At 74.2% G+C, this 12,774-nt stretch carries 11 protein-coding genes and 1 pseudogene; 1 reads left to right on the top strand and 11 read right to left on the bottom strand.

Annotated features, from left to right (window positions below; all coding sequences use genetic code 11):
• Both WMI84_RS12655 and tdh read right to left on the bottom strand, forming a co-directional pair.
• Positions 1 to 669: an alpha/beta hydrolase gene (locus WMI84_RS12655; RefSeq protein WP_347353685.1), complete on the bottom strand. Its 669-nt coding sequence runs from the start codon at positions 667 to 669 to the stop codon at positions 1 to 3.
• 13 nt (positions 670 to 682) lie between these two features.
• On the bottom strand, positions 683 to 1,720 hold the full coding sequence (gene tdh / locus WMI84_RS12650; RefSeq protein WP_347353683.1) for an L-threonine 3-dehydrogenase: 1,038 nt from the start codon (positions 1,718 to 1,720) through the stop codon (positions 683 to 685).
• 201 nt (positions 1,721 to 1,921) lie between these two features.
• Between tdh and WMI84_RS12645 the strand changes: the two genes are divergently transcribed.
• Positions 1,922 to 4,735 (top strand): BTAD domain-containing putative transcriptional regulator, encoded by a 2,814-nt coding sequence (locus tag WMI84_RS12645; RefSeq protein ID WP_347353681.1) that lies wholly within the window; start codon positions 1,922 to 1,924, stop codon positions 4,733 to 4,735.
• Here the strand turns inward: WMI84_RS12645 and WMI84_RS12640 are convergent.
• The 9 genes and pseudogenes from WMI84_RS12640 to WMI84_RS12600 form a co-directional block, all read right to left on the bottom strand.
• Positions 4,717 to 5,907: a zinc-ribbon domain-containing protein gene (locus WMI84_RS12640; protein ID WP_347353679.1), complete on the bottom strand. Its 1,191-nt coding sequence runs from the start codon at positions 5,905 to 5,907 to the stop codon at positions 4,717 to 4,719. The genes WMI84_RS12645 and WMI84_RS12640 overlap by 19 nt on opposite strands.
• A gap of 54 nt (positions 5,908 to 5,961) precedes the next feature.
• Positions 5,962 to 6,501: a phage tail protein gene (locus tag WMI84_RS12635; RefSeq protein WP_347353677.1), complete on the bottom strand. Its 540-nt coding sequence runs from the start codon at positions 6,499 to 6,501 to the stop codon at positions 5,962 to 5,964.
• Positions 6,501 to 8,444 carry a putative baseplate assembly protein gene (locus WMI84_RS12630; protein WP_347353675.1) on the bottom strand — a complete coding sequence of 648 codons (1,944 nt, stop codon included), beginning with the start codon at positions 8,442 to 8,444 and terminating at the stop codon, positions 6,501 to 6,503. The genes WMI84_RS12635 and WMI84_RS12630 overlap by 1 nt, the downstream gene beginning before the upstream one ends.
• Positions 8,441 to 8,854, bottom strand: coding sequence for a GPW/gp25 family protein (locus WMI84_RS12625; RefSeq protein WP_347353673.1), 414 nt, complete (start codon positions 8,852 to 8,854; stop codon positions 8,441 to 8,443). Before WMI84_RS12625 ends, WMI84_RS12630 begins: the two co-directional genes overlap by 4 nt.
• Positions 8,855 to 8,856: 2 nt before the next feature.
• Positions 8,857 to 9,138, bottom strand: coding sequence for a PAAR domain-containing protein (locus WMI84_RS12620; RefSeq protein ID WP_347353671.1), 282 nt, complete (start codon positions 9,136 to 9,138; stop codon positions 8,857 to 8,859).
• 38 nt (positions 9,139 to 9,176) lie between these two features.
• Positions 9,177 to 11,057 (bottom strand): VgrG-related protein, encoded by a 1,881-nt coding sequence (locus WMI84_RS12615; protein WP_347353669.1) that lies wholly within the window; start codon positions 11,055 to 11,057, stop codon positions 9,177 to 9,179.
• Positions 11,047 to 11,898: a LysM peptidoglycan-binding domain-containing protein gene (locus tag WMI84_RS12610; RefSeq protein WP_347353667.1), complete on the bottom strand. Its 852-nt coding sequence runs from the start codon at positions 11,896 to 11,898 to the stop codon at positions 11,047 to 11,049. The genes WMI84_RS12615 and WMI84_RS12610 overlap by 11 nt, the downstream gene beginning before the upstream one ends.
• A complete protein-coding gene (locus tag WMI84_RS12605; RefSeq protein WP_347353665.1) occupies positions 11,898 to 12,335 on the bottom strand; it encodes a phage tail protein in 438 nt (145 codons plus the stop codon). The genes WMI84_RS12610 and WMI84_RS12605 overlap by 1 nt, the downstream gene beginning before the upstream one ends.
• 10 nt (positions 12,336 to 12,345) lie before the next feature.
• Positions 12,346 to 12,774, bottom strand: a pseudogene (locus WMI84_RS12600) (hypothetical protein); the annotation flags it as partial.

Genomic DNA, 12,774 nt, shown 5'->3' with positions numbered 1-12,774 from the left:
TCAGGACGGGGCGTCGAGGAAGGCGTGGGCGAGCGCGGCGAGCTCTCGGGGCGACGAGTCGTTCAGCATCGAGGACCCGCCCGGGATCGTCTCGAGCCGGGCGTCGGGCAGACCCCGGGCCAGCAGCTCGGCCGCGGCCCGGCCGAGCCGGTCCCCCGCCCCGGCGAGCACGAGCGCGGGTGCCCGCACCCGGGCCAGCGTGCTCGTCGCGTCGAGCGTGCGCAGCGCGTCGAAGACGGCGAGCATCCGCGGGCGGGACACCCCGGCGTCGACGAGCTTGCCCTCGGGGACGAGGCGCAGCGCGAGCTTCTGCATGCGCAGCTGCGCCTTCGTCGGTCGCACCAGGGCCCCGGCCAGCACGATCCGGCGGGCCAGCTCGGGCCGCTCGACGGCCAGCCGCAGCGCGACGTTGCCGCCGACCGAGACGCCGAGCAGGTCCACCTGCCGCATCCCCTGCAGCTCGAGCTGGTTGGCGACATCCACTGCCGCCGCGTCGAGGTCGAACCCGACGGCATCGGTGGGTCGCAGCCCGCGCATCCACGGCGCGTGCATGGCGCGCCCGGCGCCGAAGGCGCTGACGAACTCCTGCCACGCGATCGGCGACTGTCCGATGCCGTGCAGGAGCACGAGCGGGCGGGTCGGTGCCGGCGGGTCGGGGCTGGGCGGCATACCGGAAGGGTCCTCAGCTCCAGTCGAGCACGACCTTGCCACACTGCCCCGACCGGGCGGTGGCGAAGGCCTGCTCCCACTGCTCTGCGGGGAAGCGGTGCGTGATGACCTGGGTGACCGCGGCCCGGAAGACCTCTGACGTGGCAATCATCTGGGACATCGCGTACCAGGTGTCGTACATCTCGCGCCCGTAGATGCCCCGGAGCGTGATCATGTGGGTGATGACCTTGCCCCAGTCGAGCTCGTAGGGCTGGTGGGGCAGCCCGAGCAGGGCGATCCGGCCGCCGTGGTTCATGTTGGCGATCAGGTCGGTGACGGCCGGCGCGGCACCGGACATCTCCAGACCGATGTCGAAGCCCTCCTTCATCCCGAGCTGCCGCTGCGCGTCGGCGAGGGACTCGCGGGTCACGTTGACGGTGACGTCCGCCCCCGCCGAGTGCGCCAGCCCCAACCGGTAGTCGCTGGCGTCCGACACGACCACGTAGCGCGCACCGGCGTGCCGGGCGATGGCCGCGGCCATCACCCCGATCGGCCCCGCGCCGGTGATGACGACGTCCTCGCCGACCATCGGCCACTGCAGCGCGGTGTGGGTCGCGTTCCCGAGCGGGTCGAAGACCGCGCCGAGGTCGGGGTCGAGGCTGGGTGGCTGCACCCAGACGTTGCTCGCCGGGATGACGACCAGGTCGGCGAAGGCGCCGTCCCGGTTGACGCCGATCCCCTGAGTGCGGATGCACAGGTGGCGGCGGCCCGCCCGGCAGTTGCGGCACCGCCCGCACACGATGTGGCCCTCGCCGGAGGCCCGGTCGCCGACCTCGACGCCGGTCACCTCGGCGCCGACCTCGACGACCTCGCCGTAGAACTCGTGCCCGATCACCAGCGGCGGCCGGACCGTCGCGGCGGCCCAGTCGTCCCACTGCTGCAGGTGCAGGTCGGTGCCGCACAGGCCGGCGCGCAGCACCCGGATCATCACGTCGGTCGGCCCGCAGGTGGGCTCGGGGCGCTCGACCAGCTCGAGGCCCGGACCCGCGTTCAACTTGGTCAGTGCACGCATTCGAGCAGTCTCTCACCATCCCCGCCCCGCAGCGGCCCACGCCCGGCCCGCGCCCGGCCCGCCGAGCAGCGAGCGGGGAGGCAAGAAATTGGTAAAGGGACCGTAAAGGAAGCTGCGAATCCGCACAATGCGGCCTTTTTAGCGTGAAACACTTGTCGGGTCAGGGCCGAAGGCTCGCTTACCCCGGGGAGGCGATCGCCCGTGGCCGACACGATCCACCGTGCCGGCTGGCAGGACCAGCCTCGCGCCGCACGGGTGCTGCGGCGTGACCGGCTGCTCGACGCCCTGGACCGCGCGGTCAGCGGCGGCTTCGCGCTGGTGGTCGCCCCGGTCGGGACCGGCAAGACGACCCTCGTCGAGGACTGGACGGCCTGCCGTGGGCTACCCGCGCGCTGGGTCCGCGGGTCCGTACCGCACGAGGTCGGCTGGCTGGCCGACCCGTCGGGCACCGCGAACGGCCGCGTCCTGGTGCTCGACGACGCACACGCGATCGACGCCGCCGAGCTGGTCGCCGTCCAGCGCTACATCGAGCGGGCCACTCCGCACGTCACCGTCGTGGTCGTGTCGCGGACGCTGCCGGCCTTCAACCTCGCCCGACGCGAGATGCCGATGCCCGTGCTGCTCACCGAGGACGACCTGCGCTTCCGCCCCTGGGAGGTGGCCCAGCTGTTCGCGGACGTCTACGAGGTGCCGGTGTCGGAGGCCGCGGCGCTGGACCTCGCGGCCCGTACGGACGGCTGGGCGGCGGCCCTGCAGCTCCACCACCTCGGCGACGCCGCCGGCCGGCCCCCGATGCCCGGTCCGCCCGCCAGGGACCGGCACGCGACGGGCGGCCGGATGCCCGGGGGCATCGCCCAGGCGAGCGGCCGGTTCCTCGGCGACTACGTCGATCGCGAGGTGCTCGCCTCCCTGACGCCGCCCCTCGTGCGGTTCCTCACGGCCACGAGCGTCTTCGACACGGTCACGGTCGATCGCGCCAACGCGCTGCTGGGCACGGCCACCGCCGGGGCCACGCTGCGCGCCCTCGCCCACCGCGAGGGCCTCGTGCGGGCCGACCCCGACGACGCGCTCACCTACCACTACCACCCGGTCGTCCGGGAGCACCTGCGGGTGCGGCTCACCGCCGAGCTCGGCCACGGGCTGGTCAGGGAGCTGTTCGACCGGGCCGCGGACATCGTCGGCGACGACGGGGACGTCGTCGAGGAGGCCGCCGCCCGGGCGCGCGCCGGCAACTGGACGGCGCTGTCGGGGCTGCTGTGCAGCCACGGGGGGCGGCTCACGAGCCCGGAGAGCTCGGCCTGGCTCGACGCGCTGCCGCCGGGGCTCTGGCGCGACGACCCGTGGGCCGGGCTCGCGCTCGCGCGACGACAGCTCGGCTCCGGCCGGCTCGACACCGCCGCCGCGACCGCCCGGCGGGTCCTCGACACCTTCCACGACGGGCCGTCCGGCACCGACGCGGCAGCCGCCCAGGGGGCCGCGCTCTGCGCCGAGGTGGTCGACGCCGGGGTCGAGGGGATGATCCGGCGCATCGAGGACTCCCGGCTCGTGACGGCGGCCGTGGCCGTCCTCGTCGACGCCGCCGACTCGGCCTCGCGGCTGGACGACCTGCTGGCCGAGGCGAGGGCCACGGGACAGGTCTGGCTCGCTCGAGCCGTCCTGGCCATCGCGCTGAGCCGGCAACCGCGGGAGTGGACCCTGACCACGGTCCGGCACGCGGCGGCGACGCGCGCCGGGGCGGGCGACGAGGTCGGATCGTTCCTGCTCGAGTGCGCGGTGGTGGTGGCGAGCCTGCGCCTGGGCGTGCCCGACATCGACCTGCTCGACCGTCTCGTCGACCGGGCCCGCCTACTCGACTGGCCGGCGGCGGAGGCCTGGCTGCGCGCCGGGCTGGCACTGTCCGCCGCAAGCCTGGAGCTGCCGGAGGCCGCTGCGTCGGCGCAGTCGGCCGCGGCGCTCGCCCGGTCCGTGGGCAGCGACGGCGCCCTCGCGACGGCGTATGCGGCCATGGCGATCCTGTGCCCGCAGTCCCGCGCCGACCTGCTCGCGCAGGCCGAACGGCTCACCGAGCCCAGGGACGCCGATGCACGCCTCCCACTGCGGCCCTGGTGCTGGCTGCCGCCCGAGCTCTTCCGGGTCGGGCGCCGACCGGACCCGGACGCGGCCGTCACGGTATCGACGGTGCGCACCGAGCGCCGACCTGCCGGGTCGGTCGGCGGGTCGGTCGGCGGCATCGCGGGCCTCGACGTGCGCTGCTTCGGCGACCTGCGGGTCCGCCTCGGCACCACTCAGCTCGACCTGTCCCGGGTACGACCGGTCGCGAGGGCGGTCCTGTCCGCGCTCATCGTGCGGGCCGGCGAACCGGTCCGTCGCGACGAGCTGGTCGACTGGTTCTGGCCGACGCGCACGGAGGGGGCCGCCGTGCACAACCTGCACGTCGCGGTCTCGGCCGGCCGTCATGCCCTCGAGACCCTCGTCCCGGGACAGTCGCGCGCCGTGCTGGCCCGCCGGGGTGAGAGCTACGTGTTCGCACCCGACCGGCTCGACGTCACCGACGTGCAGCGCTTCCGCGCGCAGCTGCGGCTGGCCGACGCCGCGGCCGCGGAGGGGCACACCGACGCGGAGACCGAGGCGCTCACCCGCACGGTCGAGCTGTATGCCGCTCACCTCCTGCCCCAGGAGGGCGCCGCCGAGTGGGTGGTCGGGCTGCGCGAGGAGCTCTGCCGGATGGCCGCCGGAGCGGCCACCCGGCTCGCCGTGCTGCACCTCGAGGCGGCCGACCCGAGGGCGGCCATCGCGGCGGCGTCCCGGGCGGTCGAGCTCGACTCGTGCAGCGACCCCGGCTGGCGGGCCCTGATCACCGCCCACGGGATGGCCGGCGCACCGGCGGCGGCCTCCCTGGCCCGGGAGGGGTACCGGCGCATGCTGCGCTCGCTGGGCGTCGACGCGGCGGCGGGCGGGCCGGTTCGTGGGACCGCCCGCCGCCGGCCGGACGCACGTCAGGAGGAGCGCTTGTAGAACGCGACCTCCCCGAGCGCCACGTGGACCTTGGGCGTGGCCCCGTAGGCGCTCTTGACCGTCATCCGGGCCCGGATGACGTCGCTGACCCCGATCTCGAAGTCCTGCTGGCCCGGACTGTCGGCCAGCGTGATCGAGCGGGTGTCCGAGCTGCCGTCCGGACGGGTCAGGCGCAGCTCGACCGTCTGCACCCGGGCGGTGCGCAGGTAGTCCTTCGGGTCCTCCGACGAGCCGTTGAAGACCTGCATGCGCACCAGCCGGATCTTCTCGGGGAAGGTCATCTCGACCCACTGCCCCACCCCGGCGCCGGCCTTGGCAGGTGCCCAGTACCGGTTGGTGGTGCCGTCCCGCAGCTCCCCGGGGCCGTGGCCCTTGGCGAAGCTCGACGCGGTGATCTTGGTCGGGTTGACGATCTGCGCCCCGAGCACCCGGTCCCGGACGGTCTGTCCCACCGGGCCGATGAACGGCAACGCGAACCAGGCCCCGGCACCCAGCACGCCGATGACGATGATCGTCGTGACGACCTTGCGCCAGAAGCGGCGGCGCCCACGATGGACCACCGGTCGGTCCCCGGCCAGGTGTCCGCGCTGGGGGGACCGACGGAAGATCCTGCGGTACCAAGGCAGCTCGGGCACGATCGCCGCGTCCACGAGGTCGGCGCCGCAGCGCCGGCAGAACCGTCGGGTGGGCACGTTCCCCGCGCCGCAGGCCGGGCAGACCGTCTCCCCCGGCAGCGGGCGCCGCTCCTCCGGGGGCGGCTCACGGCGCCGGCGTGGCGCGGCGGCGGCCGCCCCCGGCAGGACGGGTGCCGCCGTGGCGCGGACCGGCGCCGTCCCGGTGGGGGGCGGGGTCCCGGACGCCGCGGGAGCGACCCCGCCCGTGCCCGGGGCCGGTGGCGGGCCGGCCGCCGGCGGGGCCTGATTGGGCACCACCTTGTCGACACCCGGGTCGGGGGCGGAGATCCCCGCCGCCTGCTTGACCCGCTCGATCAGCGTCGGGTGCTCCGGCTCGACCGGGGCCTGCGGCTCCGGTTCCGGTTCGGGCTCCGGCTCCGCGACCGGCTCGGGCTCCGGGGGCGGCGGCTTCTCCTGCCAGTCCAGGTAGGCACCGCACTGCCCGCAGAACGACTCGCCGTCCTCGTTCGAGGTCCCGCACTTCTCGCATCGAACCACGGAGCCCACCTCCTCGTGCTCAGGCCGCCGGCGACGGCGGCATACTCGGCGACGTCATCCGGTCACGACCTCGAGGACGTGCCGCACGTGGACGGGCTTGACCGTCCGCAGCACCGCCTCGATCCGGGCCCGGTCCACGGTGTCGGGGTCGGCGACCACGATGCGGACGTGCACCTCCGGCACGGCCGCCCCGGGTAGCGGTGCGCCGGGCGTGCTCGAGGTGGTGACCGCCCCGCTGTCGGTCACCTCGACCTGCGCGCCGGTGAGGTGGGCCACCACATTGCGCAGGGCGGCCACGGTCCCGCGGCGCGCGTGGGTCCGCATCGCGTCGACGACGGCCCGGCGCTGGTCCGCGGGCTGCATCTGGTCGTCGATCTGGACCGCGACCCAGTGGGCCAGCATGGCCACGAAGTCGCTCGGGGCCAGGCGCGGGTCGACGTAGGCGGCCAGGTTGTCCAGGGTCGACAGGATCGGCGCCAGGGAGTCGTCGAACGCGGCGACGAAGCGCGGCCCGAAGTCGCCGTCCTGGTAGACGCCCGGGAGCTGGAGCAGCATCGGGAAGGCCGTGTCGAGGTCGGCGACGATGCCCCGCATCAGGACCGCTCCTTCACGGCCCGCACCTGGTGCCCGAACGAGAACACCAGGGCCTGCGGGTCCAGCTCGATCCGGTCGGTCTGCTGGCCGCGCTGCGACGTCCTGGGGTCCGCGGTGAACAGCCGGACCTGCTCGACGAACTCGGTACCCGGCAGCCGCTGCAGCACCCCGTAGACCTCCCCGGCCTGGACGGGTCGCCCGAAGGGCCACCCGGTCCCGTCCGGGCCGCCGACCAGCGGGTCGAAGTACCGGTACAGCACGGCGAGCGACTCGTCCTGCAGGGCGATCACGTCGGCCCGAGGACGGGCCCGCAGCTGGGCGACGACGGTGACGCCCTGGTAGTACGGGGGCTCGATCACCAGCCGCGTCCCGACGACACGGCGGTCGTCGAGATGGTCGCGCAGCACCCCCAGCAGGTCCGCCGACGGCACCAGGTCCTCGAAGCGGATCGTCCCGTCGGCCGCGCGCGCGGCAGTCGGCACGACGAGCAGCCTCGCGCCGCAGTCGCCCTCGGGAGCGCAGCGCACCCGGGCCAGGTTCGGGGCGGCCTGGAGCGCGAGGATCTCGAAGTCCTCGGCGGTGACGGCCCGGTCCCGGGTGCGCAGCTCCAGGGGCCCGCGCAGCCGCAGCTCCTCCAGCGTCTCGGCCGCCACCCCGCCGACCGCCGGGCGGCGGTTCTCGACCCGGTCGACGAAGGGGATGGGGGCGCGCAGCGTCTGGAGGGCCCGAGCGGAGACGTTGCCGCGCGCCCCTCCCCCGAACCGGTAGGACTGGACCCGCAGGGGCGCCCCACGCGGCGGAACCGCACCGTACCGGCGCATCGTCCCGTCGGCCTCCCGCACGGCGGGGGGCAGCTCGACCGTCCCGGAGGCGGCGTCGAGGCGGAAGACGCGCTCGTCCGGTCGCCGGTCGGCGAAGGAGGTCACCTCGGTCCACTCCTCCCAGCCCGACCCGGCCGCCACGTCGATGACGACCGGCGTCGCGTCCCGGACCAGCGGATGGTGCGCCAGCACGAACGACTGGCCCGGCACCCCCTCCGAGAGGCCCACCACCTCGTCGCGGACCACCTCGGCGTTGACCGAGCCCACCGTGCCGCCGATGGTGAAGGCGGTCACGGCCCGCACCTCGGGAGACACGCGGTAGGCGGGAAAGTCGCCCACCGGCTCCGTCACGACGCACCGGAGCCAGCCGCCGTGTGCCCCTCCCGTCGTGGACACGGCGTGGCCGGCGGGCACGTGGACGATCACGTCGCCGGGCCGGTTCAGCCCGCCGGTGCCGTCCGAGTCGAGCTCGCAGGGCTGCCAGCCGGCCCGGGTCCACGCCTCCCAGCGCAGTGGGGGGTGGTCCGGGTGGACCCCGGCGCCCTGGACGTCGCAGTCGAAGCGCAGCGCGACGGCGCAGCGCGGTGCGGCGCCATCCAGGGCGAACAGCAGCGCGTCGCCGAGCTCCGGCGGCGTCGTGAAGGCCCGGAAGCCGGTCTCGTCGCCCAGCTCCAGGGACCTGGGCACCGGCTGCCCGGAGACCGCCTGGGTGGCCACCGTGGCGAGTCGTCGTGGCGGGACGACCAGATCCTGGGTCGTCTCGAAGACGACGGGCTCCTCGCGCTCCGTGCGCTGCGTCGCGACACTCGTGCCGCGCGCGACCTGCACCGGGTCCGGCTGGGGCGCCGAGAGCCAGAAGGTCAGGTCCGCCGCGGCCGCCCCAGGGGGGTGCGGGCGAACCCCGATGAGGTCGAGGAAGGCTAGGTAGAGCTTGTCCGGCACCCGGTTGAGTCGGTAGATCAGCTGGTCGGTCAGGTAGGCGAAGGCCTCGATGAGGGTGACGCCGGGGTCCGACACGTTGTGGTCGGTCCACTCGGGGCAGCGCAGCTGCACGAGCCGCTTGGCGTCGTCGACGAGGTCCTGGAACCGGCGATCGTCCAGGTTGGGCAGGGGCAGGCTCACGACGCACCACCACCTTCGGCTGCGGGGATGACGTAGAAGGGGAAGACGAGGTTGCGGGGGTCGTTCGTGCCGGCGATGGAGTAGCCGATGTCGATGTAGAGCGTCCCCAGGTCGATCTCGTCGAAGCGGACGTCCACAGACTCGACCACGATCCTCGGCTCCCACCGGTCGAGGGCGACGCGGACGGCGTACGCGATGTCTCCCGCAGTGCCCGCATCGGCCGGGGCGAAGACGTAGTCGTGGACGGCGCACCCGAACTCGGGTCGCATCGGCCGCTCGCCGGGGGCCGTGGCCAGGATCAGCCGGATGCTCTCCTCGATCTCCCGGGTGCCCGTCACGAGCGAGACCCCGCCGGTGGCGTCGGCCGCGAGGGGGAAGCTCCAGCCGGAGCCGATGAACTCCTGCGCCATCCTCAACCCCCGATCAGGACCGTCGGGCAGCCGGGCGGGATGACCGGCGCGCCGCAGCCGGCCAGGTCGCCGACCCGGATGGCCGGCCGTGAGCCGATGAGCACGGTGGGGCACCCGGGTGCCAGCGGCGTGGGCGGGTGCGGCGGTATCCCCGGGAAGGCGCAGGTGTGCAGGTCCCCGAGCACCGCGGCGGGCAGCCCACCGATCAGCACGGTGGCCACGCCGGGGCCGGTGATCACGCCGGGGTGTCCGGTCTGGTCGGTGACGCGAGCGGCCGGTGGCATCGCTCCTCCTCCTTGTCCGTACGGGTGGCGGTCGGCCCTCAGTTGATCCGCACCAGGCCTCCCTTCACGGTGGTCAGGGCGGCGGCCGAGAGCTCGGCGGTGGCGTTGGCGGCGATCTTGACCGAGGTGCCCTTGAGCTCGAGGGACCCGGTCGCCTCGACGGCGACGTTCGGGGCCTTCACCTTGACGGCGGTGCTGCCCTCGAGGGTGATCTCGAGCGCCTTGGCGGTCAGGTTGCCCCCCGTCGTCTCGACCTTGACGTCGCGCTGCGCCGTCACCGAGACGCCCTGCTGCGCCGTGACGGTCACGTCCTGCTTGGCGGTGACGGACACCGGCCCCTCGGACACGATCTCGATGCCGGCGTTCGCCTTCTGGGTCAGGGTGACCCGCTGCTTGCCGCCGCTGGTGCTCAACGTGAGCTGCTCGTCCTGCTGGGTCTCGACCAGCTCCACGACCATGCCGGTTCGCGAGACGAACGCGCGGCGGGTCACCGCGCCACTGGTCGAGTCCACGTGTTCGCCCCACGCCTTCGTGGGCGCCGCCCGGCCGTTGTAGAGACCACCGAGGACGTACGGGTCGTTGAAGTTGCCCAGGCCGAACCCGACCAGCACCTCGTCGTTGACCTCCGGCAACACGATGGCGCCGCGCCCGCCGCCGGCGCCGGGCTGTACCGTGCGCGCCCAGGCGCTGACGTAGCTGTCCGACAGGACGGGGTACTTGACCTGGACGCGCCCCTTGTTGTCGGGGTCCTTGACCGAGGTGACGACGGCGTTGAGCAGCCCGTCGACCCGGCGGCGGCGGGCCGGGCCGGCCCCGGTGGACTCGGCGATCCCGTGCAGCGAGCGTTCCGACGCGCCGCTCACCGCGAAGTGCGTGACGTACCCGCGGTCCCGGCTTATCTCGTGGCGCGTCGAGGTCAGCACGTACTTGCCGTCGAACGGCGTGCCGACCTTGGTCACCGCCACGACCGCGCCCGCCCGCAGGCTGGGGTTGCCCCGGACGATCCCGTCGAGCTCGACGCAGCCCGCGGCGAGCCGGGCGGAGATCGAGGCGGCCAGGTCGCCGCACGGGCCGGATGTCGTGTGCGCCGGCCACGGCTCCAGCCAGGGCTGGGCGCCGAAGGCCCGGGCGAGCCCAGCGGGGTCGATGCCGTTGCCGTCCACGTTGGTCGCCGCGGCAGGCTGGGTCGAGACGATCGCCTGGGCGGCGGCGACGTCCCATCCCCTGACCTCCACCGACGGCACCTGGTCGGAGGCGGTGACCCCGCCGCGCAGGTGGATCAGGTTGTAACCCTTCTCGACGACGAGCGCGTTCTGCCGGGCCGACGCTGTGGTGGCCGGTCCGGTCGCGGCACGGGCCGGCTTGCGGAAGTCCAGTGCCCCGTCCCCGTTCAGCGCCACCTCCGCGCCGACGCTCGTCGCAAGCTCCTGGAGGAACGCCCAGTCGCTGACGCCGGCCTGGCTGACGTGCTTGAGAACCCCGGGGAAGCTGTCGATCTGTCCCACCGACAGGGCTGCCGCGGAGGCGACCGACCGGACGATGTCCGGGACCGTCATGTCGGTGTACGCCTTGACCCGCCGGCCGCGCTGGAGCCGGTGGGTCTTGTCGTAGCCGCGCACCACGGTGCGGGTGCCCAGCTCGCTGACCTCGACCTCCAGCGCCGTCACCTCGCCGGTCAGCAGCTCGACCGCGCTGCCCGGGCCGCTGCGCTGCACCTGCACCCGCACCTGGGCCCCGATCCGCAGCGCGGCGCGCTGCAGGACGTCGGCGTCCTCGTCGAGGAAGGTGAGGACGAACAGCGCCGGCACCTGCCGGCTGTCCTCGACCACCACCGAGACGAGCGCCGCCGCTACCTCCGGCGGCAGTGGCTGGCCGTTCACGGCCACCTGCGCGGTGCTGCTGGTCTCCTCATTGGGCACGGGGCACCCCCGCCCCGGCCCACGGCCCGGCGGGCGACGGGGCCGCCGCGGTGGCGGGTTCCGCGTCCTGCGGCGGGGCCGTCGCAGCCGCCAGGTCCTCGCCGGACGGCATCAGCAGGCGCGTCCCCGGCGGCAGCCGCATCGGGTCGTCGATCCCGTTGACCGCCGCGACCGCCCGCCACAGGCCTGGGCTGCCGTACTCCCGGTAGGCCAGCGCGGCGAGCGTGTCGCCCTCGACGACGACGTGCACCCGGCGCGGGACGAGCCCGCCGGAGGTGGGGTTCTGTCGGGGGGTCTCCCCCGCGAGCTCCTCGAGCGACACAGTGCAGGTGGCGCGGATGGGCAGCCCGCCGGGCGTGAAGAGCGTGTAGCGCACGCCCACCTGACTGACGTAGGCCAGGAAGCCGGTGAGACCGCCCCACCGGAACAGCACCCACGGCGGCGACCCCTTGTCCCGGTCGTGCGAGGCGGTGGTGGGCACGCAGCAGGCCATCAGCCGTTCGACGGTCTTGACGACCGTCGTGCCCTGCGTGTCGGACGCGTCGAGGAACATCTCCAGGGTGAGCTTGGCGGGCTCGGGGCCCTGGAACTGGGGGGGACCCGACTTCGTGTTGCCCTGGCCGGTGGCCCGGATCCAGCGGGCCGCCTTGTTGACGTTCAGCTCCTTCGGGTTGAACTGGAAGGAGATCTTGTCGATCTGGGCCCCGGGCCGGGACAGGGACCCGTCCGGGGACGGCTCGTGGACCAGCAGGTAGGCGTGCTCGAGCTTGGGCCGGCTGTTCGGCGCAGCTGCCCCACCGCCGGCCGCGGCGACATCCATCGCGACGGAGCCGCCGGCCATCACGCGCTCCCGTTGGCGAGGAAGCCGTGGTGCGCGATCTCGATCGTCTCCGTGACGACCTTGGACTGGTCGGCGCTGAGGGACGGCCCGCTCCACCGCACCGGCACGACGTCGAGCAGCCCCCAGGTGGCGATGGTCCGGCCGTCCGCGCCCATCGCCACGATCGTCGCGGTGCGCCGCGTGTAGCCCGTCTGCATGCTGGCGAACCAGCGGGCCACCTTCTCGGTGTCCTTGCCGAGCGGCCTGGTCAGCCGGATGTTGGGGAACTTGAGCTTCGTCGGCAGCTGCCACGTGAAACCGTTGTTGCCGCCCTCGTCCCGGGTCTCCATCACGACCTCGCAACCCAGCCCTTCGCAGCTGTAGAACTCGCCGAGGTCCTGGTCGTCCAGCTTGACCTGGAAGCTCACGGTGAGCGCGGTGTCCACCTCCGGAATCATCGGGTCCTCCTCACCACATGTCCGTCCGCCGGCCGTGACGCTCCCGGTCCACGAGCAGCTCGGCCCGCAGCCGCGCGACCACCGGGTCGTAGAGCCGCCGCGCGAGCTCCTCGACCTGCTGGGCGGTCGGCGGGGACGGGGCATCCGCACCTTGCCGTATGCCGCTCAGCTCGGCCGGTGCCGCCGTGCCCTCCGCGGCGGGCCGGGTTGCGTCGTCCGGGCCGTCCGGTCGTCCCGGCGGCATGACGTCGTCCGGCTGCACGACGGCCGGGATGGGGGCGGTCTCGTCGTCCGGTGCCCGCGAGACGGTCGGCGTCGACGCGAGGGTCAGCGGCACGTACGCGGACGCGGGCGCCGGCGGCGGATCCGGTAGCCGAGGGCTACCGGTGGCGGCCGGGTGGGCCGGCTCGGACCAGCGCTGCACGAACGGCATCGGCAG

This window comes from Intrasporangium sp. (assembly GCF_039812505.1).
In the GTDB taxonomy this organism is placed as follows: Bacteria; Actinomycetota; Actinomycetes; order Actinomycetales; family Dermatophilaceae; genus Intrasporangium_A.
This window is presented reverse-complemented; position numbering and strand designations above follow the sequence as displayed.

Bases quoted from the DNA above. Each gene is read 5' to 3' on its own strand.
- WMI84_RS12655 (WP_347353685.1), bottom strand. From the start codon at position 669: ATGCCGCCCAGCCCCGACCCGCCGGCACCGACCCGCCCGCTCGTGCTC.
- tdh (WP_347353683.1), bottom strand. From the start codon at position 1,720: ATGCGTGCACTGACCAAGTTGAACGCGGGTCCGGGCCTCGAGCTGGTC.
- WMI84_RS12635 (WP_347353677.1), bottom strand. From the start codon at position 6,501: ATGCGGGGCATCGTCGCCGACCTCGACACGGCCTTCCCGATGCTGCTC.
- WMI84_RS12625 (WP_347353673.1), bottom strand. From the start codon at position 8,854: ATGGCGCAGGAGTTCATCGGCTCCGGCTGGAGCTTCCCCCTCGCGGCC.
- WMI84_RS12620 (WP_347353671.1), bottom strand. From the start codon at position 9,138: ATGCCACCGGCCGCTCGCGTCACCGACCAGACCGGACACCCCGGCGTG.
- WMI84_RS12610 (WP_347353667.1), bottom strand. From the start codon at position 11,898: ATGGCCGGCGGCTCCGTCGCGATGGATGTCGCCGCGGCCGGCGGTGGG.
- WMI84_RS12605 (WP_347353665.1), bottom strand. From the start codon at position 12,335: ATGATTCCGGAGGTGGACACCGCGCTCACCGTGAGCTTCCAGGTCAAG.